Source organism: Streptomyces albofaciens JCM 4342 (assembly GCF_008634025.1).
Taxonomy (GTDB): domain Bacteria; phylum Actinomycetota; class Actinomycetes; order Streptomycetales; family Streptomycetaceae; genus Streptomyces; species Streptomyces albofaciens.
Genome location: NZ_PDCM01000001.1, coordinates 3,609,613 through 3,634,706 on the forward strand (window position 1 = coordinate 3,609,613; position 25,094 = coordinate 3,634,706).

Here is a 25,094-nt window from a genome sequence, read left to right on the forward strand (position 1 = left end):
CGGAGACGGCCGCCGGCCACCCGGCCGTACGCGGCCCCGTTACGCCCACAGCCCCAGCAGGAACGGATAGGCGTTCAGTACCGGCGCGGGCCCCTGGACAAGGTCGCGCAGGGTGAAGACGGTGTACTCGGTGCCCTTGGTGGCGAAGAAGTGGACCTCGTCGCCCACCGTCGCGGAGGCGACCGCGTCCGGCCGCTCCCAGCCCTTGGGCAGCTGGCCCAGCGGCATCGGCTGCACCTCGCGGAGGTCCGGCGCGCGGAACCGGCCGTCGATCAGCACCGTGGCCTGTTCGCAGAAGAGCAGGTACTGCGAGTCGTCGGGGCGGGCGGGCGCCGCCTCCAGGACCCGGCCGTACGGCTCCAGCTCCCGGGACGGGAAGTACTCCTCGGTCCGGTCGATGCCGTCGTTGCCCTTGTCGGAGAAGGCGATGGTCAGATCGCCCTTGACGCCGAGGTACGCGTGGTCGCGGTGGCGCGGGGCCCGGGTGACGAAGTCGAAGCCGCCGTGGAACTCCTTGGGCAGGTGCGGGAACTGCGTACTGATCTTGCGCGGCCCCGCCTCGACGCGGTTGCGCGAGGAGAACCGGATGACCTCGTCGCCGCGGAAGCCCTCGAACCGCACGAACGGCGTGGTGTCGCCCGGCACGTACTTGGCGAACGTGCCGAAGACTCCGCCGGCGGCCTCCAGCGACGCCTTGAAGACATGGGTGACGGTGGAGATGATGCCGCCGCCCGGCTGCACCAGGACCCCCGACAGCGCGTCGAAGACCGGGTCGCCGCCGCGCGGCTCGACCGGCTCGAAGATCCACTGCTCGGCGCCGCGGTAGGTGCCCGTGCTCTCCGTCGACTGCTCGACCACCGCCCCGACGGCGGCGGAGTGGTCCCGGACGTTCACCCACAGACCGCTGTGCAGGTTGACGATGCGGTACGGGTCCTCGTCGGTGAGCTGCCACGACTGGCTCCGGTACGCCGGGGTGTTCTCCTCCAGGTGCTCCTGGACCAGGGGTGCGCCCTTGTCCCTGCTCCACCTGCGGACCTGGAGGTACCCGCCGCTGTGCTGGTTCTGGATCCGGAAGGTGCGCTCGCCGCCCGGCGCGGACTCCAGCCGCCACGCCTGCGCCGCCCGCTGCGGCCAGTCCTGCAGCCGGTCCTGGACGAGGTCCGCGGGGGACTGTTTGGTGTGGCCCTTGACGGTCAGGTACAGACCGCTGTTCGCGTTCTTGATCAGGTACGTGCCCTTGGCGCTGACGCTCACGGGAACCTCCTGGGAACGGTCGGAAGAATTTCCGATTCCGGCGTTCTCACCCTATGAGCCCGTTCCCGAGGACGCGACGGTACGGCCACCAGACCCGGCCAAGGTCAGGTCCCGGCCCCGGCCGGGGTGCGCACCGCCCACAAGGCCGGATCCCCGGCGGGCGCCCTCCGCCGATCCGGCCGCCCCGCATCAGCAACGACCGGAACAGCACGCCGCGACGGCGGCCGGCACCCGCGCGGCACGCCGCGCCTCACTGTTGGTTGGGGATGGTCGGGGCCCGCTCCAGAGAGGTCGCCAGCGGGACGCCGTGCTCGGCGCGGAACCCCGCGTCGGCGGTCCGGGTCGCGTACGCGGTGGGGGGCTCCACGGGCTGGCCCTGCTGGGGGTCGGCCAGCACGGTGGTCGCCAGGTGCCGCAGGACGTCCGCGTGGGCGTGGAGCATCTGGTGGGTGCGGGTGTCCGCCGGGTCGGCCAGCAGGATGCGGGCGGCGGTGTTCACGGCGCGCAGCCGGGGCTTCTGGGCCGTGCGGTGCGCCCGGGGCAGCGAACGCCAGGCGGTGTTGGCGACGGTGATGCTCCGCCACAGGTCGTTGGTGCCCGGGTCGGTGTCGTAGAACCGCAGCCCGTACCGGCCGACGAGCCAGTACGAGAGGGACAGCGTCACGGCCGCCACGAGGTCGAACGTCACCCAGGTGCGCGCCATGTGGTCGCGCTCCAGGGCCGCGCCGACCAGCAGCGCCACGGCCGCGCCGCCCGCACCGAAGAGGACCGTGGCGAGCACGCCGAAGAACGCCACCGCCGGAACGATGCCGATTCCGTTCTCGCTGTCCACGCGGAGCAGCCCCTGCCAGTGGGGCGCCAGATAGCGGGCGTAGCGGACGGGTTTCGGGGCGGGCTCCGTGACGGCGATCCTTTTCGCCCAGCTCACGGCCATGGCTACTCACTCCTTCGTCGGGGGCACGGACGCAGAGCCTCATCACCTCCACCAACGAACAATGGAATTGTCGGATACGCTCGGCAAGGACAAGCAACGTTTCTGCTGAAGAAATTCCTCCGGATAGCCGGGCGCATTCGGGGGACGCCCCGGCGGGGCCACGGAGCACCTTCGTGCGCCGCCGCGGAAATACGCCACCGAACGCGCCCGGCGGCGCCGGTGATATCCCCGGACGGGCCATCTCCCCGCGGACCAACAGCTCTTCCGGAAATGGCAGTTACGAGAAAGCGGCGCCCCGGGGGCGAGGATATCCGTCCGCTTCCGGAGGCAATGGCCCCCGGAGGCGGAACGAATCCGGCTGCGGACGGAACGGTCCGGATCGCGGATACTCCGGGCCGCGGGACGGAACCGGGACCGCCGCGGTCCGGCGGCCCCCGGTACGGCGGGCCGCCGGATTGCGGCCGGTGCCGAAGCCACGGCCGGCCCGCCTCAGGGACGGCCGGCCGGGACCACGGCCGGCCGCCGCAGGGGCGGGTGACCCGTCGGGACCACGGCCGGCCCGCCGGGGCCTCAGCGGCCGGAACGGTGGCGGTGCGCGCCGCGGTTGGAGTACGCGTGCCGGGTGGCGGGGGCCGTCGAGGGGCCGGGGTCGAGCTGGCGGATGAGCTGGTGGAAACAGAGCAGCGCGGTGACCGGCGGCAGGCCCGCCACCGTGATGCCCGCCGGGGTGGTGGGGGCCTTGGCGATGCACAGCACCGTGGCCACGGCGGCGAAGAAGATCACCACGCACCAGGAGTGGGCGGTGCGGCGCCGGTGGGTGCGGGCCCGCAGGATGGACAGGATGGCGGCCATCCACGGCCCGTAGACCAGCAGCGGCCACAGCTGGGCGATGCGCGGCGTCGTGGCCTCCCCGGCCAGCGCCCGCAGCGGCGGGTAGGACGCCACCGCGGCGAGCAGGCCGACCGCCACCACGATCACGGACGTGAGGACGACGGTGACGACGCTGAGGGTGCGCCGCCAGGACCGGGTGCCGCTCTCCTTGGCGGCGCGGCCGGGGTGCAGGAAGGTCGGCTTGCGGTGGCTGTGCGGCTCGCCGGCCGGCAGCCCCTCGACGACGGGGGGCTGTTCCGCGGTGTCCAGCAGCTGCGCCAGCTCGGCGTCGAGGTCGTCGGGGACCGTCAGCGGCGCGCCGTGGCCGTAGGCGTCGGCCAGGCTCTCGTGGGCGGGCTGGTCGCGGAAGAGCGGCCCGTCGGTGAGGCCGAAGGCGGCCGTCAGGTCGGGCTCGGTGGTGACTTGGGCGGGGATCCGGTACCCGTCCGCGGTGGACGGCATCAGCAGGTGGAGGGTGGGGGGATCGTACACGGCTACTTCCCTGCGAGCGGGGCGGCGGCGTCGGGGCCCTGGGGTCAAGTGGCGCGGACCGCCGTCAGCACCGCCGGGGGCCCGCGCCGTATTCGGCGTCGCCGTGCTGCTGCGACCACAACGTCGCCTTGATGCGGTCGAGTTCCGCGCCGAGGCGGTCCAGCAGGTCCGCGGAGAGTTCCGGGCGGAAGTATTCCCTTTCGCGCTCCGGAGCGGCCACCGGCCGGTCGGTCGCGGGGGAGTCGGGGATGCCAACGGGCTTGAAGAAGCGCCGGCCGATGCGTCGTACCGGCTGTTCCACAGGAGAGTCAGGCATACATGCGGAACGAATTCGCCGGACACAAAGGGACGGGTAGCCGGTAGCAATGAACTCAAGAAGAGGTGGAGGGTACGAAGAGGCGGTGATCGGAAAGGTGGAAAAATCAGCCCGGTTCCGCGGGCCGTTCGCCCCGGCGCGGCGCGGGGTGCCCGCGGGCTGCGGACGCCGCCGGGCCGGCCTGCGGGGGCGCGGGTGCCGGGCACCGGGACAGGGGCCCATACCACCGGCACCCGCCACGCGTCACCACGGCACCGAGCGGCGTGTTTGCCGGGGACGGGTCCGGCCCGCCATCCTCTGTGCGCGAACGGTTGTCCGTCCCAGGGCGCTCACCTCGGAGGCAAATCGTTACTGCCGACGTGGGGGCGGCTCCGGCGCGCGGCGGACCGTTTCAGCGTATGCGCACCGGTGAGCTGAATCCCACTCCGACGCGCCCCCTCAAGAAGGTGTGACCACGGGACCGGCAGGACGGCCCGGGTAGGTAATGGTCCGATTCACCTACCTGTCCGTCCCGGTTCCGGACGCCGTCCCGCGGCGGCCCGGAATCCCGGCCGAACGAGGGGATTCCCGATGGGCATACGTGGCGCGGCGGGCGGCCGCGCGACCCGCGGTCCCGTGGCCGCCGCCCCGCACACCTGGACCGTTTCGACGGCGCCCGGCGGCGTACCGCTGCTGGGGCACGCGCTCCCGCTGTGGCGGCGCCCGCTCGACTTCCTCGCCTCCCTGCCCGCGCACGGCGACCTGGTCGCGATCCGCCTCGGCCCGCAGCGTGTGTGGCTGGCCTGCGACCCGGCGCTGGTGCAGCAGATCCTCATGGACCCGCGCACGTACGACAAGGGCGGCCCGCTCTACGACACGATGCGCATGGTGCTCGGCAACGGGCTGGTCACCTGCGCCCAGGGCGTGCACCGCCGGCAGCGCCGGCTGGCCCAGCCCTGCTTCCGCCCGTCCCGGATCGCCGACTACGCGGAGGTGATGAGCGCCGAGATCGACGCCGCCGTCGGACAGTGGCGGCCCGGACGGACGCTGGACGTCACCGACGCGATGATGGACCTCTCGGCCCGGGTGACCACCGGCGTGCTGATGTCCACCTCCCTCGACCCGGGTCTCGCGGCCGAGGTGCGCGCGTGCCTGTCGACCGTCATGCGCGGCGTCCTGCTGCGCGCGGTGGTCCCGCTCGGCCCGCTCTACAAGCTCCCCACGCCCGGCAACCGCCGCTTCGACCGGGCCCTCGCCCGGCTGCACCACATCATCGACGGGATCATCGCCGAGCGCCGCGGCGGCACCGCCCGGCACGGCGACCTGCTGGACACCCTCCTGAGGGCGACGGACGACGCCCCCGGACCGGGCGGCCGCCCCGTACCCGAAGGCACCGTCCCGGAGTGCCCCCACTCCGGCACCGCGCCCACCCCCCAGGAGGCGTCCCCTGCCCAGGATCCGCTCACCGACCAGGAGGCCCACGACCAGTTGATGACCTTCCTCGTGGCCGGCATCGAGACCACCGCGCTGGCCCTCGCCTGGACGCTCCACCTCCTGGCGGCCCACCCCGAGGAAGAACGCCGGCTGCACGCCGAGGTCGACTCCGTGCTCGCCGGCCGGCCGCCTGCCCCGGACGACCTGCCCCGGCTCGGCCACGCCCGGCGCGTGGTCACCGAAGCCCTGCGCATGTACCCGCCCGGCTGGGCCCTGACCCGTGTGACCACCACCGAGACCACGCTGGCCGGTCACCGGCTGGCCGCGGGAAGCACCGTCCTGTACAGCGCGTACGTGCTCCACCAGGACCCGGTGGCCTTCCCCGACCCCCAGCGTTTCGACCCCGACCGATGGTTGCCGGAACGGGCGGGGAGCGTTCCGGGCGGTGCGATGCTCCCGTTCGCCGCCGGCAACCGCAAGTGCATCGGCGACCACTTCGCGATGACCGAAGCCGTGCTCGCCCTTGCCGCCATCGCCGCGCGCTGGCGCCTGCGCCCGCCGTCCGCCAGGACCGTACGACCGGTCCCGGCGGCCGTGCTGAGCCCGGGCCCGCTGCCCATGGTCTGCGAGCCACGCCGCGGACCGGACGGCGCAGCGCCGGCCGTGCCATCTGAAGCACCGTGACCATGGAGAGAGAACCATGCAGGCAACAGGCTACGGCGTCCCCGAATCCGAGCTGCCGACCGGCCGTTGGGGCCACGTCCCGTTGACGGGCGCCGGTCCGGAGCACGGCCCGTGCGACGCCATGGCGGTGCGCGCCGCCGTCGTCGTCCCCCAGCTGTACTGCCCCCTGCCGGCGGCGCCGCACCACGAGACCGCCGGCATCGAGCGGCGCGTGGTGGACTGGATGGCGCGGTTCGGCTTCTGCGACAACGACTTCCACCACGCCCAGGTCCTGGCCAACCGCACCGCCGAGTGGGCGTGCCGGATCGCGCCCGACGGCAGCAGCGGCCTGCTGCAGATCGGCGCCGACTGGTCCTGCCTGGGCCTGCTGCTGGACGACGTCTACCTGGACGGCGGCCTTTTCAGCCGGAACCCGGAACGTTTCCTCCCGATGGCCGTCCAGGTGATCCACGGCGCCGACCACCCCGAGACCACCGACGACGAGGAGGTCGACCCCTACACCGCGGCGTTCGGCGAGGTCTCGTACCGCTACCGGCGGCACGCCACCGGCACGGTCGTACGGCGCTGGGTCGACGGCGTCGCCGAATGGTTTCTCGCCGCGTGCGTCGGCATGGGCCAGCGGGCGTCGGGCACCGTGCCGAGCCTGGAGGAGTACTTCGTCATCGGCCCCCGGGACCGCGGTACGAAGGCGTCCATCGCCGTCATCGAGATGGCGGAGGGTACCTCGCTGCCCAACGAGGAGGCGGAGACGCCCCGAATACGAGCGCTGACCCAGATCGCGTCGGCCCTGGTCACGTTCGCCAACGACGTCTACTCCTACCACCGCGAGGTCAAGGAGCAGTCGCTGGAGTCCAACCTCGTCGGCATCCTGGAGCACGAACTGCGGGTGCCGCCCCAGGAGGCCATGACCAGGGCGGCGGCACTGCACGACCGGCTGATGTGCCTGTACCTCGCCCTGCGGGAGCGGACCGCGGTGCGGGCCGCCCCCGAGGTGCGCCGCTACCTCGGCCAGCTCGACCACTTCATCCGCGGCAACCTGGACTACAGCGCCGTCAGCCCCCGCTACCGGGACGACCCGGGCGCCGCCCCCGACCCGGCGCCCGCGTACGGCGTCTGGGCGGACTCGCCCAGCGATGGGAGCCTCGAACCGCTGCCGCTGCGCACGGTGGCGTGGTGGTGGGACCAGCTGAGCCCCGCGGTGTGAGGCGGTGGTGACGCCTCCTCGTCCGCGGCCCCCGAGGGGCCCGTTCCCGGCGGGCCCCTCGGTCTCCGCTCTTGTCGGAACGTCTCGGTACCGGGTGCCGGGCCGCCCCGTCGCGGCCCGCTCCGGTACCGGCAGGAAGGGTGAACCGGTGTGAGTGCACAGCCCCGTGTCGTCGTGGTGGGCGGCGGTGTCGCCGGCCTGTCCGCGGCCTTCCGGCTCCAGCAGGCCGGCTGCGACGCCGACGTCCTGGAGAGCGCCGGACCGGAGATGGTCGGCGGCCGGATGGCCACCGTCGACGTCTGCGGATTCGCCGTCAACCGGGCGGCGACCATCCTCATCAACAGTTACCGCGAACTGATCCGCCTGATCGCCGCGGCCGGCCTGGCGGGCGAGGTCGTGCCCGGCTCCGACCTCTTCGGGCTGGTACGCGACGGGCAGGTGGGCCGGGTGCGCCTGGGATCGCGCCGGCAGCTGGCCACCGGCGGCCTGCTGACCAGCTTCCCCCTCGGCGACGTCGGCAAGCTGCTGCGCGACTACCGGCGGGTGCGCCCCCTGCTGACGCCGCACGACATGTCCCCGATGGCCACGGCCGACTTCGAGTCCGTGACCCAGTACGCCACCCGCCGCGGCCTGCGGCCCGAAACCCTGGAGTACCTGCTCGACCCGCTCGTCTCGGGGCTGTGCCTGGGCGAGCCGGAAGAGGTCTCCGCCGCGATGCCGTTCGTCTTCATCGACGTCATCCTGTGCGGCGGCGGCTTCTTCACCTCCAAGGAGGGCGTCGGCTTCCTGCCCAAGGGGCTGGCCCGGCAGCTCACCGTCGAATACCGCGCCCACGTCACCTCGGTCGAGGACCGCGGGGACGAGGTGGCCGTCACCTGGCACCGGCCGGGCGAGCCGGAGCACATCGAGACGGCGGCGGCCTGCGTCCTGGCCGTACCACCGCCGCAGGTGCCGCCGCTGTACGCGCAACTCACGCCGGAGCAGCGGGAGTTCCTGGACGACGCGCCGTACGCCCGCAGCATCCACGTCGCCTTCGGGCTCGACCGGCCCACGCGGGAGCGGGCGATGCTGGTGCAGGCGTCCCGCGTCGAGCACCCCGACCTCTGCGCGTTCGTGCTGGAGCACAACCTCTCCCCGCGGCGCGTACCGGAGGGGACCGGGCTGGTCATGACGCATCTGCGCGGCGCCTGGTCGGACCGCAACTGGGACCTGGGGGACGACAAGGTGGTGGACCACGTCCTGGCGGGCGTCCGGCGGCTGGGCATCCTGCCCGAGCTGGAGCGCCACACCACGATGACGCACATCTGGCGCGTCTCGCCCTGTCTGATCGGCCGGCGGCCGGGGGACTACCGCGCCATCGCCCGGTTCGCGGCCGGATTCGATCCCCGCGGCCGCGTCCAGCTCGCCGGGGGCGACCACCTGGGGCACTCGACCACCAACAGCAGCGTGTGCTCGGGGGAGCGGGCCGCCCGCAACCTGCTGGCCCGGCTGCGCGGCGAAGGGGCGCTCGCGCCGGGGCGCGGCTGACCCGCGCCCCGGGCGGCGCAACTCCCCCTGCGCGCAACCGGTTCACCCGTAAGAGTGGCCGCTTATGGGTGGATCGGGCAGGCCGAAACGGCTATACGCGGGCGCGTTTAGCACGCCCCGGGCTGCCGTGCACGGCATGTCACTCATCCTGGTTACCGCGGGTCCGTATGGGCGTACGCTCTGCGCTACCGCAGGCAGAGTGCGGCCGGACGGGCCCGCACTCGCGGCGGGCGGGAGACCCAGCGCGGCGAACGGATCCGGTCATGACCCATGGGTGGGAGCACGTACGCGACGTACGGCGGGAGTTGCTCGAACGCAACGCCGAACTCAACGCGGTGGAAGCGGCGTTGTCCCGGCTCCGCGGCACGGCGGGCGGCCCGGTGGCCGTCCCGCGCGGCGGACTGCTCTCCTTCGCCGGGTCGGCCGGGATGGGCAAGACCGCGCTGCTCGCCGAGGTCCGCGCCCAGGGCCGCCGCCCGCGGCTGCACCGTGCTCTTCGCACGCGGCAACGAACAGGAGCACGGCATGGCCTTCCATGTCGTACGCCAGCTCGTACAGCCCGTCCTGGCCGGGTACGACGAGGCCACCTGCCGCACGGTCCTCGGCAGCTGGTACGACATCGTCGCCCCGGCCCTCGGCCTGGTGGCCCACCCTGGCGGCAGCTCACCCGACCCCACCGGCGTACGCGACGGCCTGGACTGGCTGGTGACCCGCCTGGCCGTACAGCAGACGCCCACGGTACTGGTCCTGGACGACGCGCAGTGGGCCGACCAGGAGTCGCTGAGCTGGCTCACCGCCTTCGGGCCGCGGGCCGAGGACCTGCCGATGCTCATGGTGGTCGCCTACCGGCCCGACGAACTGCCGCGCAGCGCCGACCCCTTCCGCAAGCTCGCCGAACGCCACGCCTCCCGGCCCTACGACCTCACCCCGCTCACCCGCGAAGCGGTCGGCAGCATCATCCGCGACGCGGTGGGCGACGGGGCCGAGGACACGTTCTGCACCGAGTGCTGGGCGGTCACCGACGGCAACCCCTTCGAAGCCGTGGAACTCGCCGCCGGACTGCGCGAGCGCGGCCTCAAGGGCTGCCGGGACGACCTGCCCGCGCTGCGCGAACTGGGCTCCGCGGTCAAGGGCAAGGGCCTGGTCGAGCGGCTGGACCGGCTCGGCGGCGCCGCCGTCCGGCTCGCCTGGGCGGTCGCCGTCCTGGGCACCTCGGCCACCCCGGAGATCACCGCCGGAGTCGCCGCGCTCGGCAGCGAATCCGGGGTGGACGTCGTCGCCCGGCTGCGCGAGGCGCGCGTCCTGGCGCCCGACGAGGGCCCGGACGGCATCCTGCAGTTCGCCCACCCGCTGATCGGCGCCGCCGTCCACCGGGCGATCCCGACCGCGCTGCGCGTCGGCATGCACAACGTCGCCGCCGAAGCCGTGGTGGAAGCCGGGCTCGGGCCGACGGTCGCCGCACGGCATCTGCTGGAGGTGCCCTGCGAAGGCGACGACTGGGTCGTCCAGCGGCTGCGCCAGGCCGCGCAGGAATACGTACGCGCCGGAGCCCCCGACGCCGCCCGCCGCTTCCTGACCCGCGCCCTGCGCGAGCCGCCCTCCCCGGAGGACCGCGCCGCCGTCCTGTTCGAACTGGGCGCCGCCACCTTCCTCGCCGCGCCCGAGATCACCGTCAACTACCTGCGCGAAGCGCTGGCCGAGCCGGACGTCGACCCCGAGCTGCGCGAGGCCATCACCTACCGGCTGGCCCAGGCGCTGGCCCACACCGACCAGGTGGCCGAGGCCGCGGCGGTGGCCGCCGAGGAGGCCCGGCGCACCAGCATCCCCGCCACCCGGCTGCGCATGCAGGCCGAGAACTTCGTGTGGAGCGCCTTCCGGGCCGACGAACCGGACTCCGCCGCCCGCTCCCGCCGGCTGGCCCGGCTCGCCGACCACCTGACCGGCGACAGCCTCGCCGAGCGCTACATCCTGGGCCTGCGCGCCTGGGACTGCGTGGTGCACGGCGAGCCCGCCGCCACCGCCCTGCGCTACGCCGAAGCGGCCCTGGTCGGCGGGCTGAGCTGGACGGAGGACAACCGCGGCTTCGAGGTCCCGGTCGCCGTCGCCATGACGTTCATGTACTGCGACCAGCCCGGCCGCGCCGAGGAACTGTTCACCCGCGGCATGGCCGAGTGCGAGCGAAAGGGCTGGCGCGGCGCCCACCTGGCCTTCGGCCACGCCCTGCTCGGCTACATCCGCTACCGCCGCGGCGCGCTCGCCGAGGCGGAGGCCCTGGTCCGCGAAGGGCTGCGGATCGCCGAGCGGGTCGGCGGCGCGGTGCCCGCCCAGTGGTACGCCATCGGCATCCTCATCGAGATCCTGCTCGCCCGCGGCCGCGTCGAGGAGGCCCAGCGGACCGCCGACCACTTCGGCTACGGCGAGGTGGTGCCCAACGCCGTGGTCTACCCCGACTCCCGCACCGTCTACAGCGAACTGCTGCTGGCCCGCGGCCTGCACCGGCACGCCGAACACCACCTCAAGGCGGTCGGCAGGCGGCTGGAGGCCCGTGGCATGCGCAACCCCGCCTGGTGCCCCTGGCAGCTGCACCTCGCCCGCGCCACCGCGCTCACCGACAGTCCGCACGCCGTCGAGCTGGCGGAGGAAGGCGTCCGCCGCGCCCGCCGGTTCGGCACCGCCACGGCGATCGGCGAGGCGCTGCACTGCGCCGCCAACGTGATCGGCGGCGGCCGCGCCCTGAAACTGCTCGCCGAGGCCGTACGGGAGCTGGAGCACTCACCCGCCGGATACGCGCTCGCCGAGGCCCTGGTCGACCACGGCGCGGCCCTGCGCCGCGCCGGTCTGCCGCAGGACGCCGCCGAGCGCCTGTACCGCGGGCTGGAGGGCGCCGTCCACTGCGGCGCCGACGCGCTGGCGGAGCGCGCCCGCGACGAACTGTCCGCGGCCGGACTGCGCCCGCTCCAGCTCCACAGCACCGGCACCGACGCGCTCACCTCCCAGGAGCGGGCCGCGGCCGAGCGGCTCGCCCTGGGCTGGTCCACCGGCCGGATCGCCGAGGAGCTGGCCACCCCGGAGACCGTCGTCACCCGCCTGCTGTCCAGCGTCTGCCGCAAGATGGGCACGGACTACACCGGGCTGCCGCGGCTCCTGGAGACCGCCGACCCGGCCACCGTGCCGGACCGGCCGCCGCGGCGTTGACGCCGGGCCCGCCCGCCGTCGGCGGCCACGTACGATGGCGGTATGTCCTTCCTCCGCCGCCGCAGCGCAGCCACGCCCGCCGGGCCTGACTTCGACGTCCTCGCCATGGACCCCGGGGACTGGCCCGGCAATCTCGGAGCCGGGCTGCTGCCCGCCCCCGACGGCAGCTGCCAGGGGGTCTTCCTGCGCTACGACCTGTTCGGCGGGCGCGGTCCCGCGATGATCATCGGCAATCTCCCGGAGGGCTCACCGGCGCGCGACCTCGGGGACGACCAGGTCCCCTTCGAGGTGGCCCAGCTGCTCGCCGCCCTCGGCAACGACGAGCCGGTCACCGTCGTCGAGACCGAGGACACCCCGGTCATGCACGACGACAACCTGCTGATCGTCAAGCGCATCAAGTGCTCCGAGGGCCGCGTCTCCTGCGTCCAGTTCGACCGCAGCGACGGCGTCCTGGTCACCATCGCCAGCTGGGACCGCCCGATCACGGACGACCTGTACGCCCTGCTGAAGCCGCTGCCGGCGGAGATGTTCCAGCAGGGGTGAACCGTCCGGCGCACCGGGGCGGCCGTCGCGAGCCGCGGGGCGGTCAGTCCGTACGGGCTCGGTGTGCGCGCGAGGCCGGCGCCCGGCCGCACGCCGGGCGCCGCCTCCTCCCGCCCTACCGGGCCGAGGACCGCACCTCCACATCCGCCGCCCGTACGTACCCCACCCGGTGCCCCACCTGGATCTCGTAGTAGACGTCCTCGCCGCGGACGACCGCGTGCTGGGACACGTCGTACGTCGGGGCGTAGAAGTACTCGCCGCGCACCCGGTTGCCGATCGCGTAGCGCTGGCCCGCCAGGAGCTTGTACGGCAGTGGGGTGACGGCCTGTACGGGGACGCCTGCCGGGTAGGCCGCCTGCTCCGGGTACGCGCGGCCGTAGACGGGGATGTCCGCCCGGCCGGCCTTCGGGGTGATCACCAGGCCCTTGGCGTCGACCGCGGTGGGCTCGTCCGCCGGGTTGTGGAACCACGCCTTCTGGCCGAGGTACCAGATGGCGGTCCACTCGCCGCGGCGCTCCGCGACCGCGTACCGCTGGCCGGTGGTGGCGCGGGCGCCGGTGTCGTTCACGCCGGTCGTCGAGGGGCTGCCGTCCGGCCGCAGGCCGATGTCCCGGACCAGCGGGGCGCTCTCGCTCGGACCGGTGTGCAGGCGGACGGCCGTCGAGCCGTGCGGCGCGCACGGCTGCCCCGGCTTCCCGCAGTCCGTGTAGACGGGACGGTGCTCGTCGTAGTCGGGGCGGATGGTGACCAGCCCGCCCCGGGGCCCCGCCGTACGGACGAACGGCCTGCCCAGCAGCCGGAAGTAGTGCGCCCAGTCCCAGTAGGGGCCGGGGTCGGTGTGCATGCCCTTGATCGTGGCCGGGGTCGTGCCGGGCACATTGTCGTGGCCGATGATGTGCTGCCGGTCCAGCGGCAGGTCGTACTTGCGCGCCAGATAGCGCACCAGCCGCGCCGAGGCGCGGTACATCGCTTCGGTGTACCAGGCGTCCGGAGCCGCGAGGAAACCTTCGTGCTCGATCCCCACGGAGTGCGCGTTCACATACCAGTTCCCCGCGTGCCAGGCGACGTCCTTCGTCGGCACATGCTGGGCGATCAGCCCGTCCGCCGACCGGATCGTGTAGTGCCAGGACACATACGTCGGATCCTTGATGAGCTTCAGCGTCGTCTCCCACGACCCCTCGGTGTCATGGATGACGATGGCGTCCACCCGCTGGTCCCGCGGGCGGTCCGCCTTGTCGTGGTTGCCGTAGTCGCCGTCGCCGAACTCCTCGTACGGCGCCGGTACGGACACACAGGAGACCGTGCGCGGGCATTCGAGGCGGGACCCGGCCGGTGCGGCGGCGGCCCGCAGGCCCAGGCGGCCCAGCTGGGCCCGGTCGGCCGTCAGCCCGGGGGAGGCGGGCAGCGTCACCCGCTGGCCTGAGTCGGTCGTCCGGGACCGGCCCTGCCGCAGCACGTCGTACACGTCGTCGGCGAAGCCCGCCGCGGTACGGGCGTCGTCCGCGCCCGAATAGCGCGCCACGGACCCGTACCACCGGGCCGGGTCGGCGGAGAGCGGACCGAGGCGGCGCTGCTCCGCGGCCAGCAGCGCCGCGCCGCCGCGGATGTTGGCCGCCGGATCGCGGCGCAGCCGCTCGGCGGGCAGCCCGGTCAGCCGCGCCGCCCGCTCCAGGGTCCGCAGCCGGGCCGGGACCGCGGAGGCGGCGGGCGGCTGGGCGCGGACCCGCTTGCGGGCCCGGGAGTCGTCGCCGCGCGGGTCCTCGTCGCCCTCGCCGTGGTGCGGCCGCTCGGCCAGCGCCGTACGGGCGTCGGTCAGGTGCATCGGGCCGTAGCCGCCGGAGACGCTGGGCGCGCCGCCGTGTCCGTCCCAGCGCGACTCCAGGTAGGCGACGGCCAGCAGCACGTTCCGCGGCACGCCGTACTGTGCGGCGGCGTCGGCGAAAGCCCGCTGGAGGGCGCCGGCGGCGGGCTGCGCCGCCGAGGCGCGCTGCTGCCCGGCCGGGACGGACGGCGTGGCGGAGACCAGCGGCACCAAGAAGGCCGCCGCCGCGACGGCGGTGGCGGCCCTGCGCGCTCTGGAGCGGGGGGTTCTCTTCTCGTCGGATCCTCGCAATGCAGCCTCCTGGGGCCGACCGGGCGAGCCGGGGCGTACGGCGGACGGTGTGCATACGGCCGTGCGGGACGGAACCTGTTTACAGCTATCGCCTGGCCGACGATCCGTCAATCACCGTGCGCACCGGCGGACCCGCATGTCAGCACGCGTCCCGCACCCCCGTACGAGCGGACGCGGCCGAGCCCGCGCACACGTGAGCGGCACGCCTGGCACGGCGTGCCGCTCACATACCCCCCTTGACGGATCAGCGGGTGCCGACCGCCGCCCGCACCGCACGCCGCGCCATCTGGCAGTCGTCGTGCAGCCGGCGCAGCAGCAGCCGCTGCTCCTCACCCGCCGCCGGCGCACCGGGGTGTCCCGGCCCCGGCGTGCCCGCCGGCGTGGGCTCGCGCATCGTGCGCTGCACGGCGGTCTCGTAACGCCGTATTTCGCGGGTGAGCACCAGCATCAGATTCACCAGGAAGGCGTCCCGCGCGGCCGGTCCGGCGGCCTGCGCGAGCTGGCTGATCTGCCGGCGCGCCACGGGGGCGTCACCGAGCACCGACCACAGGGTGGCGAGGTCGTAGCCCGGGAGGTACCAGCCGGCGTGGTCCCAGTCGATCAGCACCGGCCCGGCGGGGGACAGCAGCACGTTGTTCAGCAGCGCATCGCCGTGGCAGAACTGGCCCTGGGTGTGGGACAGGCCGTGCAGCAGCTTCTGCAGGTCGCCCAGGTCCCGGTCGGTCAGCAGGCCGAGGCCGTGGAAGTGCGCGATGCGCTTGCCGTACTCCAGCGGCATGTCGAACATCCCGGCCGGCGGCCGCCAGAGGTTGACCCGGCAGATGGCGCCGAGCGCGGCCCGTACGTCCGCGCGGGGCGGGGCTTCGGTGGGATGCCGTTGGAGGGAGGCGATCCGGCCGGGCATCCGCTCGACGACCAGAGTGCAGTTGTCCGGGTCCGCGGCGATGAGCCTCGGTACGCGCACCGGCGGGCGGTGGCGTACGAAGGCCCGATAAGCAGCTATTTCGTGCCGGAACCGCTCGGCCCACGCGGGGGAGTGGTCCAGTAAACACTTGGCGACCGCGGTCGTACGGCCGGTGGTGCCCACCAGCAGGACGGACCTGCCGCTGCGGCGGAGCACCTGGACCGGATGGAACTCGGGGCAGATGCGGTGCACGGAGGCGACCGCGGCGCGCAGCTGGGCGCCCTGGGGGCCGGACAAGTCGAGTCTCCCGCTGAGCGGTTGGGGGCCTCCCCCTTGCACCCGCCGATTCCGTCCGCCGGCCAGGCCGGACACCGCCCCCGGAGACTGGGAGGGATCCAGATAGGGCCCGCTTCCCGGAGGCTGCGGGCGGTACGGCCGGTTCGGGGCGCTCACGGCGGACGATGCTGCGTACATGGGTGAGACTGATCCCTTCGTGCGCCGACGAGTTGCGGTGCGGCCCCCGGCCCGATGACCGGGCCCGAAGGCCCGGATCCGGTGTCCGCACCCTGGGGAATGCGGTACCGACACCGGGCCGGGGGCTGCACTCCTACAGAACACGCGGGCGCGGGTGGCAGACCATCTGGCGCACCCTGGCGAACCCTGGCGAATGCTCGCAAGCGTCCCGGACGGCCCGTTACTGTCAAGTCAGTCGAGGAACCTGGGGGCTTGACGTGGACAGGGAGCCGAACACCCGTCTCGCGGACCTTTTCGGCCTGGCCGGCTGGTCCAAGGGCGAACTCGCGAGACTGGTCAACCGGCAGGCGGCCGCCATGGGGCATCCGCAGCTGGCGACCGACACCTCGCGGGTACGGCGCTGGATCGACACGGGGGAGACCCCGCGGGACCCGGTGCCCAAGGTGCTCGCCGCCCTGTTCACCGAGCGTCTCGGCCGTGTCGTAACCATCGAGGACCTCGGGTTCGATCGTTCCGGGCGCGCGGGGCGGAAACAGGCCACGGACGGCCTCCCGTGGCCGCCCGAGCGGACGGCGGCGGTCCTCACGGAATTCACGGGAATGGACCTCATGCTCAACCGACGCGGCTTGGTGGGCGCGGGCGCGGCGCTCGCCGCGGGCTCCGCACTCAGCAGCGCCATGCACGACTGGCTGCACACCGATCCGGCGCTGGCAGCCGACGCCCCCCGATTCGACGACCCCTTCGGCGACAACACCATCGACCAGATCGGCTTCGACCGTTACGAGGCGGCCCCCGTGGGGTCGCAGGAGATCGACGCGCTGGAGCGCTCGGTCGAGGTCTTCCGCGCCTGGGACGCGGCCCGCGGCGGCGGGCTCCAGCGCAAGGCCGTGGTGGGCCAGCTCAACGAGGTGGGCGGGATGCTCGCCTACCGCCACCCCGAGCATCTGCAGCGCAGGCTGTGGGGGGTGGCGGCCAACCTCGCCGTGCTGGCCGGCTGGATGTCCCACGACGTGGGCCTGGAGCCCACCGCCCAGAAGTACTTCGTGATCGCGGCCCACGCGGCACGAGAGGGCGGCGACCGGCCCCGCGCGGGCGAGGCGCTCTCCCGGGCGGCCCGCCAGATGGTGCATCTGGGCCGCCCGGACGACGCCCTGGACCTGATGAAGCTGGCCAAGTCCGGCTCCGGCGGCGAGACCCTGCCGCGTACCCGCGCCATGCTCTACACGATCGAGGCCTGGGCCCAGGCGGCCAAGGGACAGGGCCAGGCCATGCGCCGCACGCTGGGCGAGGCGGAGGAGCTGTTCGTCTCCGACCGTGGCGACGTACCGCCGCCGAGCTGGATGCAGATGTTCGACGAGGCGGACCTGCACGGCATGCAGGCGCTGGCCTTCCGTACCCTCGCCGAGCACGACCCGAAGGCGGCCAGGATCGCGCAGGTGCACGCCAAGCAGGCGCTGCGGCTGCGGGACGCCGGCCGGCAGCGGTCGACGATCTTCGACTACCTGTCGATGGCCTCCGCCTGCTTCATCGGCAACGACCCCGAACAGGCCGACCGTTACGCCCGGCTGGCCCTGGTGTCCATCAAGGAGAACTCCTCCCACCGCACCTGGGACCGGCTGCGCGAGATGTACCGGCTCACCAACCAGTACACGGACTACGCCAAGATCAAGGACCTGCGGGAGGAGATCCAGCGGGTGATGCCCAGGGCCAAGAGCCAGGGGCTGGGGCCGGGGCTGGGTCCGGCGGGCAAGAGCCTGCGGATCTGACGAGGGGGTGACGTCCACGGGCCGCCCGGACCCCGCGGAGCCCGTGTCCGCGCACGGAACACGTCAACTACGCACTCGGTCAAGACACTCGAACGACGACAACCCACTCGAACGACTCATTCGCGACCTACTCGTCCAGGGCCAGGGCCTCTGGCGGGCGCTCCCGTGCCCCGTAACCGTACGGTGCCGCCGCTCCGCTAACCGCTCACTCTGGCGATCAGCACACACGCGTCGTCCTCGCGCTCGGCACCGCCGAACTCCTCGGCGACGACGCGGACGCAGTCCTGCGCGTCACGGGCCGCGGCGAACCGCGGTGCCAGCGACAGGAGGCGCTCGGAGCCCTCGTGGGCGGCGAGCGGGCCGTGCGAGCGGCGCGGCACCAGCCCGTCGGTGTGCAGCACCAGCAGGTCACCGGGCGCCAGCTGCTCGTGGTGCTGGGTGTAGCGGGCGCCCGTCGTGGCGCCGAGCAGCACACCCTCCGGCGGGTTCAGCGGGCTGCCGGTGCCGTCGCGGAACAGCAGCGGCGCCGGATGCCCGGCCTGCGCCCAGACCAGTTGGCGGGTGGCCGGATCGAAGCGGCAGCACACCGCGCTGCCCAGGGCGGGCTGTGCGGAGCTGTCCAGCAGCTGGTTCAGATAGCCCATCAGCGGGCCCGGCTCCTGACCGGACACCGCCATGCCGCGCAGCGCGCCGAGCACCATGGCCATGCCGGAGGTGGCGGTGGCGCCGTGGCCGGTGAGGTCGCCGACGCTCAACAGGGTCTTGCCGTCCGGGAGTTGCAGGGCGTCGTACCAGTCGCCGCCGATCAGGGCGCTGGTGCCGGAAGGGAGGTACCGGGCGGCCAGGTCGAGTGCGACGGGCCCGCCCTGCGGGAACCGCAGGGAGCCGCGCCACGGCGGCAGCACGGCTTCCTGCAGCTCGACCGCAAGCCGGTGTTCCGTCTGCGCCCGGTGCCGTTGGCGCTGCAGCGAGTCACGGGTCTCGCGCACCGCCCGCTGGCTGCGACGCAGCTCGCTGACGTCCCGCAGCACGGCCCACATGCATGCGGTGCTTCCGTCGGCGTCGAGCACCGGCTCGCCCACCATGTGCACCGTACGCACGCACTGGTCGGTGCGCACGATGCGGAACTCGCCGTCGATCGGCCGGCCGTCCACCAGGCAGTCCGTGACCATCGTGGTCAGCAGCTGCTGGTCCTCGGCGAAGACCAGGGACGGCAGCTCGTCCAGGGTCAGCGGACCCTCGGCCGGGTCCCGGCCGAGGATCGTGAACAGCTCGTCCGACCAGCTCACCCCGTCGGTGAGCAGATTCCACTCGGCGCTGCCGACCCGGCTGAGCAGCGAGCCCGGGTGGTCGGCGGGCTCGGGCGGGGCCGCGGGCAGCAGCTCCTCGTCCGGCAGGGCGTCGGGGTCGGCGGGCAGGCCCTCCCGGAGCTGGTCCAGATGTCCGCCGAGGTCGTCGAGGTGGTGGACGGCCAGGTCGCACAGCGCCCGCTGCCAGCGCAGCCGCGGGTCCGGGTGCTCGTCGCCGTCCGCCGAGGTCTCCCGGCGTACGGCGTCCAGGCCGCCGCGCAGCCGGCGGGCTTGGGTGATCAGCGCCTCGACCGCGTCGCGCTCGGGGGGCTGGGCGGCTGATCGGTCCGCGAAGAGGTGGGACGGCATACGTACTCCGATATCAGGCGGCGCCGGGGCCAGGTCTGACGGAAGGGCCGGTTACGACTGTTGCACAGGCTGCGACCGCCCGTAAGGGATTTGGCATTACCCGATACGGTGGTGCACTCGGCATATGCCCTTGGCCTCCCTGGGGCAACCTTCCGCCGAATCGGCGGAACGGAGCGTTCCAGGCTAGGCTTCCGCCGCCGTAGCGCGCTCGGCCTCCACCGATCCATGGTGGGAACGACGCATACGACCCGTGGTCACCGGCAAGAATGCCGGTCAGCGGAAATCCCGTTGCCAGCCTGTCCCCCGCACCGGATGCTGACCTCATGTTCGATCCAGACATAGCGCCCAGTGGCACCCTGCTCGGCCTCCTGCAGCGAGGCCGCGGCGACGGGACCCTGCATGCCCTCGCGGCGCCGCGGGCCGAGGCGCTCGCGGCACTGAACGACAGCGTGCTGCGCGACCCCCGCCGCGACTGGCAGGTCGAGAACCGCTCCCTGTACTACGCGCGCCTGTACATGCAGCTCGACGGCGGCCTCGAAGAGATCGAACGGCATCTTTTCCACCCCGACGACCTCACCGACCCCGGCGAGGAGCGCACCGGGCTCGCCCTCGCCGTACTCGGCCACCTCGCCGCGTACGGCCGGGACGCCGCCCTCCTGCTCCTGCGCAGCTACGCCGCGGCCGGTACGAACTGGCGCTGGGCCCTGGACGAGCTGGCCCTGCGCGACGACGACGCGGGCCTGGCGACCCTCGCCCCCGCCGTGCTCGCCCGCTTCCCCCTGACCCCCGAGGGCGACGCCGAGCTGGCCGCCGCCGTCCGGGACGCCTTCGAGCCCCGCCCGTGGCGGCTGTGGGCCGACGACCCGCGCTACGGCGAGCGCATCCGCGCCGCCCAGGAGCAGGGCTGCTTCGACCGCTGGCAGCGCCAGCTGCGGCCGGGCGGACCGCGCCCCGGCTGGAGCGTCACCGAGATCCTGGACTGGGCCCAGCAGGGCCTGGAGCTGCGCCCCGAGGAGTGGCGGCAGGTGCCGGCCGCGCGCTGCCTGGCGGCCGTCGCGGCCCCCGAGGACCGCCCCGAGCTGCTGCGCGCCGCGCGTACGGGACCGGACGCCGCCCGCGCCGCCGCCCTGCGCCACCTCGCCGAACGCGGCGATCCCGAGGCCCTCGACCTCATCGAGGCCGCGGCCGCCGACCCGCTCTCCAGCAGGCCGCTCGCCGAGGCCGCGATCGCCGCCTTCGAGCGGATGCGCGGCGTGGCCGCCATCGAGCGGGCCCGCCGGTGGGCCCCGCGCCCGGACCGCCTCGGCGCGGCCGGCGCCACGATGCTGGCCCGCCGCGGCGGGCGCGCCGACGCCGATCTGGTCCTGGCCGCGCTGCGCCGTACGGTCCGGCTGGAGGGCCCGGACGCGGACGGGCTGTGGGAGCTGGTCGACGGGGCGGGCCGGCTGGGTGTGGCCTGCGCCGCACCCGTATTGCGCCATATTTATCGCGAGACCTCCTCGTCCCACCTCAGGGGCCGCGCCGCTGCCGCGCTGGCCGTGACCGACCCCGGCTTCCCCGCGGGGTTCGCCGTCGAGTGCCTGTGGGACTGCGAGGAGACGACCAGGGAGCTGGCCGCCCGCCACGCGGCGACCGCCGACGACCGGGTCGTGGAGCAGCTGCGGCGGCTGGCCGCCGATCCGGCCGAGGAGGCCGAGGTGCAGACGGCGGTACGGGCCCGGTTCGGGCCGGACGCACCGGCGGTCTGAGGGGCGCCGCCGGGCCGCGGGGGAGGCGCCGCTCCGGCGCGCGCGTCAACGCTCATGGGACGTTCCCCGGCTGGACAGATCCCCGTGGCCGGGGACACGCCCGGCGGGCCGACAAAAGGCCTATGCGTGTTGTCATCGTCACCGAGTCCTTCCCGCCCGACGTCAACGGCGTCGCCCACTGCGCCCTGGAAACCGCCCGGCACCTGGTGCGGCGCGGTCACGACCTGCTCGTCGTCGCCCCGCTCGGGGCCGACGGGGCGCCGGACGGCGGGCGGGGCGGCCCCTGCCCGGTGGTCCGCGTGCCCTCGGTGCCGCTGCCGGGCTACCCGCAGGTCCGGGTGGCGCTGCCCGGCCGCCGGCTGGCCGCCGCGCTGGACGGGCACCTTCCGGACGTCGTGCACCTGGCCAGTCCCTTCGTCCTCGGCGCGCGGGGCATGACGGCCGCCGCCCGGCGCGGCGTGCCCGTCGTCGCCGTCTACCAGAGCGATCTCGCCCGCTACGCCCGTGCCTACCTGGGCACCGGCGGCGCCGCTGCCTGGCGGCGCCTGCGGGCCGTGCACGCCGCCGCCGACCGCACCCTGGCGCCGTCCAGCTCCGCCCTGCACGACCTCGCCACGCACGGCGTACCCCGGCTACGCCTGTGGCCGCGCGGCGTGGACTCCACGCGCTTCCACCCCGCCCGGCGCGACGAGGTGCTGCGCAGCTCGCTCGCGGCGGGCCGGGACCTGCTGGTCGGGTACGTCGGGCGGCTCGCGCCGGAGAAGGAGGTGCGGCTGCTGGCCCCGGTCTCGCGGCTGCCCGGCGTACGGACCGTGGTGATCGGGGACGGGCCCAGCGCCCCCGGCCTGCGCGCCGCCCTGCCCGGTGTGCGCTTCCTCGGGCGCCGCACGGGCGACGAGCTGGCCCGTCTGACGGCCTCACTGGACGTCTTCGTGCACACCGGCCGCTACGACACGTTCTGCCAGGCCGTCCAGGAGGCGATGGCGGCCGGGGTGCCCGTCGTGGCGCCGGCGGCGGGCGGCCCGCTGGACCTCGTGGAACACGGCCGTACGGGGCTGCTGGTGCCGCCGGGGGACGGGGAGGCGGTACGGGACGCCGTCGAGCGGCTGGCCGGGGATCCGGCCGCACGGGCACGGCTGGGCGCGGCCGGCCGTGCGGCGGTCGAGCACCGCACCTGGGAGGTGGTCGGCGACGAACTGCTGGGCCATTACGAGGACGTGCTCGCGCGCCGGACGGCGGTGGCCGCATGACGGCGCGACCGGGCACCTTCGCGCCCCACGTCCCCGACGAGACCCGCTACACCGGCGCCGGACTGCGCATCGTACGGCTCGCGAACTTCGTGACCCCGGAGTCGGGCGGGCTGCGCACCGCGCTGCGCGCCCTGGGCTCCGGATACCGCGCCGCGGGCCACGAACCGGTCCTGATCGTTCCCGGCCCCGCCGTACGCGACGAGCTCACCGACCAGGGCCGGGTGATCACCCTGCCCGGCCCGGTCCTGCCCGGGACGGGCGGTTACCGGGTGCTGGCCGACCGGCGCCGCGTACGGCGCGTCCTGGAGGCGCTGGCCCCCGACCGCCTGGAGGTCTCGGACCGTACGACGTTGCGGTGGACCGGCGAGTGGGCGCGGCGGGCCCGGGTCCCGGCGGTGATGGTGTCCCACGAAAGCGTGGACGGCGTGCTGCGGGCCTGGGGCGTACCGCGCGGACCGGCGCGCGCCGCCGCCGACCGGACCAACCTGCGGACGGCGCGTTCCTACAGCCGGGTGGTCTGCACGACGGAGTGGGCGGCGGCCGAGTTCACCCGGCTGGGGGCGCGCAATGTCGTACGCGCGCCGCTGGGCGTGGACCTGACGGCTCGTCACCCGGGTTTGCGCAGTCCGCAGTTGCGGCGGCGGTGCGCGGGCGGGGCGGACGTGCTCCTGCTGCTGTGCTCGCGGCTGTCACCGGAGAAGCGGCCGGGACGCGCGCTGGACGCCCTGGCGGAGCTGCGGTGGCGGGGCGTGGACGCGGCGCTGGTGGTGGCGGGGGACGGGCCGCTGCGGTCCCGTCTGGCGGCCCGCGCACGGGCCGAGCGGCTGCCCGTGGCGTTCCTGGGACACCTCGCCGATCCGGCCGAACTCGCCGCCCTCCAGGCGGCCGCGGACGTGGCGCTGGCGCCCGGACCGGCGGAAACGTTCGGCCTGGCCGCCCTGGAGGCCCTGGCCTGCGGCACCCCGGTCGTCGCCGGCGCCGCGTCGGCCCTCGCCGCTCTGGTCGGCAGCGGCGGCGACACCGCCCTCGACGACGGCGCCTCGTACGCCGACGCCGTGCTGCGCGTCCTCGCCCGCCCCGAGGCGCACCGCCGGGCGGCGGCCCGGCAGCGCGCGGAGGGGTACGGATGGCAGCCCGCGACCGCGGCCTTCCTCGCGGCGCACGACGCGTCCGCGAAGATCCCGCCGCCCGCCGTCAGCCCGGAGATTCCCCCGGGCCGGCCGGCCGGGCCGGCAGCCGCGGGGACGGGTCCGGTGCGGCCGGCGCGGCCGGCCCTCGGGCCCAGCGGGCGGCGATGACCGTGCAGACCACCAGCTGGAGCTGGTGGTAGAGCATCAGCGGCAGGATGACCAGGCCCGCCGCGCCGCCGAACAGCACCGCCGCCATGGGCAGTCCGGTGGCCAGGCTCTTGTTCGAGCCGCAGAAGACGATGGTGATCCGGTCCTCCCGGCAGAACCCCAGCCGGCGCGCGGCGAACGAGGTCGTGACGAGTGCCGTGCCCAGCAGGCCCGCCGCCAGGAGCAGCAGGGCCAGCAGCCGGGCGGGGGTGACCTGGTGCCAGATGCCCTGGGTCACGCCCTTGCTGAACGCGGTGTAGACGACGAGCAGGATCGACGCGCGGTCCACCAGGCCGAGCGGCTTCCGGTGCCGGGCGAGAAAGCCGCCGACCCAGCGGCGCAGCACCTGCCCGGCGGCGAACGGCAGCAGGAGCTGGGTGGCGATGGCCACCGGCCCGGCCGCCGAGAAATTGAGGGCGGAGCCGATCAGCCAGGCCGCGAGCAGCGGGGTGGCGGCCATGCCGACCAGGCTGGAGTACGTTCCGGCGCAGATGGCGGCCGGGACGTTGCCCCGGGCCGTGGAGGTCAGGGCGATCGAGGACTGGACGGTGGAGGGGACGACGCACAGGAAGAGCAGCCCCACGTACAGCCGGTCGGTGAGGAGGAACGGGACGAGGCCGCCGGCCGCCAGGCCGAGCAGCGGGAACAGGACGAAGGTGCTCGCCCCGGTCAGCAGGTGCAGCCGCCACTGCCGCAGCCCGCGCACCGCCTCCCGGGTGGAGAGCCGCGCCCCGTAGAGGAAGAACAGCAGCCCGACGGCGAGGTCGGCGGCGGTGCCGGCGGCCGCGGCGCCCCGTCCGGTCGCGGGCAGCAGGGTGGCGAGCAGGACCGTACCGAGGAGGGCGGCGACGTACGGGTCGACCGCGCGCCGCAGCCGGGCCGCCCACTTCGGCCGGCCCACCCGCTCCGGCCGGTCCGCCCGCCCCGGGCGGGCCCGGGGCCGGGAGCCGCGCGCCGCCTCACTCATCGTCGCCGGTCTGCCAGGGCGGGTGCCCGACGCGGGCGGGGTCGGCGCCGGGACCGGTCGCGTCCCGGGTCCGTACGTCGATGGCGCCGCCGCCACCGTCGTGGTCGCTGCCCGCCGTGCCCTTGCCGGCGAGCAGGGTGTTGAGCGTCCGGTCGACCTCCAGCCAGGAGTCGGCCGAGGAGTTGTCGACCACCAGCAGGCCGACGGCCGTGCCGCCGCGGGGCGGCGCCGGGGGCTCTTCCTCGTCGTCGGAGGGCGCGCACGGCTGGGGGGTGTGCGGGGGGAGGGGCGGGGACTGCGGGGCGGCCTGGGCGGCGGCGCCGCCCCACAGCACGCCCGTGACCACCGCGACGGCGACGGCCAGTGTGGACGGGCGTACGGCCCGGGACCGCTGTACACGGTCCCGGAGCCGCCCGGCGCCGCCCCGGGAGGGGTTCGGTGCCAT

The 25,094-nt window shown here is 74.5% G+C and carries 18 protein-coding genes; 9 read left to right on the forward strand and 9 right to left on the reverse strand.

Annotated elements, in window-relative coordinates:
* Window positions 1-39: 39 nt before the first annotated feature.
* From CP973_RS16295 to CP973_RS16310, 4 genes are all read right to left on the reverse strand, one after another.
* Window positions 40-1,254, reverse strand: coding sequence for an RICIN domain-containing protein (locus CP973_RS16295; RefSeq protein WP_150241369.1), 1,215 nt, complete (start codon window positions 1,252-1,254; stop codon window positions 40-42).
* Window positions 1,255-1,504: 250 nt separating this feature from the next.
* On the reverse strand, window positions 1,505-2,188 hold the full coding sequence (locus CP973_RS16300) for a hypothetical protein (RefSeq protein ID WP_150241371.1): 684 nt from the start codon (window positions 2,186-2,188) through the stop codon (window positions 1,505-1,507).
* Between the two features lie 570 nt (window positions 2,189-2,758).
* Window positions 2,759-3,550 carry a DUF2637 domain-containing protein gene (locus CP973_RS16305; protein ID WP_150241373.1) on the reverse strand — a complete coding sequence of 264 codons (792 nt, stop codon included), beginning with the start codon at window positions 3,548-3,550 and terminating at the stop codon, window positions 2,759-2,761.
* Window positions 3,551-3,614: 64 nt separating this feature from the next.
* Entirely contained in the window at window positions 3,615-3,866 is a 252-nt protein-coding gene (locus CP973_RS16310) for a hypothetical protein (RefSeq protein ID WP_150241375.1), read from the reverse strand.
* A gap of 570 nt (window positions 3,867-4,436) precedes the next feature.
* Between CP973_RS16310 and CP973_RS16315 the strand changes: the two genes are divergently transcribed.
* From CP973_RS16315 to CP973_RS16335, 5 genes are all read left to right on the forward strand, one after another.
* Window positions 4,437-5,963 (forward strand): cytochrome P450, encoded by a 1,527-nt coding sequence (locus tag CP973_RS16315; RefSeq protein WP_150241377.1) that lies wholly within the window; start codon window positions 4,437-4,439, stop codon window positions 5,961-5,963.
* 16 nt (window positions 5,964-5,979) lie between these two features.
* Window positions 5,980-7,167 carry a terpene synthase family protein gene (locus CP973_RS16320; protein ID WP_150241380.1) on the forward strand — a complete coding sequence of 396 codons (1,188 nt, stop codon included), beginning with the start codon at window positions 5,980-5,982 and terminating at the stop codon, window positions 7,165-7,167.
* A gap of 150 nt (window positions 7,168-7,317) precedes the next feature.
* A complete protein-coding gene (locus CP973_RS16325) occupies window positions 7,318-8,694 on the forward strand; it encodes a protoporphyrinogen/coproporphyrinogen oxidase (protein WP_150241382.1) in 1,377 nt (458 codons plus the stop codon).
* 270 nt (window positions 8,695-8,964) lie between these two features.
* Complete coding sequence (locus CP973_RS16330; protein ID WP_483025198.1) at window positions 8,965-11,889, forward strand: ATP-binding protein; 2,925 nt, start codon at window positions 8,965-8,967, stop codon at window positions 11,887-11,889.
* 42 nt (window positions 11,890-11,931) lie between these two features.
* Window positions 11,932-12,432: a hypothetical protein gene (locus CP973_RS16335; RefSeq protein ID WP_150241384.1), complete on the forward strand. Its 501-nt coding sequence runs from the start codon at window positions 11,932-11,934 to the stop codon at window positions 12,430-12,432.
* Window positions 12,433-12,547: 115 nt separating this feature from the next.
* On the opposite strand, the gene CP973_RS16340 is transcribed toward CP973_RS16335, so the two are convergent.
* Both CP973_RS16340 and CP973_RS16345 read right to left on the reverse strand, forming a co-directional pair.
* Window positions 12,548-14,545 carry an N-acetylmuramoyl-L-alanine amidase gene (locus CP973_RS16340; protein ID WP_150241386.1) on the reverse strand — a complete coding sequence of 666 codons (1,998 nt, stop codon included), beginning with the start codon at window positions 14,543-14,545 and terminating at the stop codon, window positions 12,548-12,550.
* Window positions 14,546-14,789: 244 nt separating this feature from the next.
* The gene (locus tag CP973_RS16345; protein WP_150241388.1) at window positions 14,790-15,923 is read right to left on the reverse strand and encodes an aminoglycoside phosphotransferase family protein; all 1,134 of its coding nucleotides are present in this window, start codon (window positions 15,921-15,923) and stop codon (window positions 14,790-14,792) included.
* Window positions 15,924-16,180: 257 nt separating this feature from the next.
* Between CP973_RS16345 and CP973_RS16350 the strand changes: the two genes are divergently transcribed.
* On the forward strand, window positions 16,181-17,689 hold the full coding sequence (locus CP973_RS16350) for a DNA-binding protein NsdB (protein ID WP_150241390.1): 1,509 nt from the start codon (window positions 16,181-16,183) through the stop codon (window positions 17,687-17,689).
* A 197-nt stretch (window positions 17,690-17,886) separates the two neighbouring features.
* Here the strand turns inward: CP973_RS16350 and CP973_RS16355 are convergent, their stop codons facing one another.
* A complete protein-coding gene (locus CP973_RS16355; protein ID WP_150241392.1) occupies window positions 17,887-19,347 on the reverse strand; it encodes a PP2C family protein-serine/threonine phosphatase in 1,461 nt (486 codons plus the stop codon).
* A gap of 323 nt (window positions 19,348-19,670) precedes the next feature.
* Here CP973_RS16355 and CP973_RS16360 point away from each other — a divergent pair, with 323 nt between their 5' ends.
* The 3 genes from CP973_RS16360 (at window position 19,671) to CP973_RS16370 (ending at window position 23,643) form a co-directional block, all read left to right on the forward strand.
* The gene (locus tag CP973_RS16360) at window positions 19,671-21,095 is read left to right on the forward strand and encodes a HEAT repeat domain-containing protein (RefSeq protein WP_150241394.1); all 1,425 of its coding nucleotides are present in this window, start codon (window positions 19,671-19,673) and stop codon (window positions 21,093-21,095) included.
* 122 nt (window positions 21,096-21,217) lie between these two features.
* On the forward strand, window positions 21,218-22,345 hold the full coding sequence (locus tag CP973_RS16365) for a glycosyltransferase family 4 protein (protein ID WP_150241396.1): 1,128 nt from the start codon (window positions 21,218-21,220) through the stop codon (window positions 22,343-22,345).
* A complete protein-coding gene (locus CP973_RS16370) occupies window positions 22,342-23,643 on the forward strand; it encodes a glycosyltransferase (protein ID WP_150241398.1) in 1,302 nt (433 codons plus the stop codon). Before CP973_RS16365 ends, CP973_RS16370 begins: the two co-directional genes overlap by 4 nt.
* Here the strand turns inward: CP973_RS16370 and CP973_RS16375 are convergent.
* Window positions 23,540-24,583: a bile acid:sodium symporter family protein gene (locus CP973_RS16375; RefSeq protein ID WP_150243665.1), complete on the reverse strand. Its 1,044-nt coding sequence runs from the start codon at window positions 24,581-24,583 to the stop codon at window positions 23,540-23,542. The two genes, CP973_RS16370 and CP973_RS16375, sit on opposite strands and share 104 nt — an antisense overlap.
* 58 nt (window positions 24,584-24,641) lie before the next feature.
* Window positions 24,642-25,094 carry a hypothetical protein gene (locus CP973_RS16380; protein ID WP_150241399.1) on the reverse strand — a complete coding sequence of 151 codons (453 nt, stop codon included), beginning with the start codon at window positions 25,092-25,094 and terminating at the stop codon, window positions 24,642-24,644.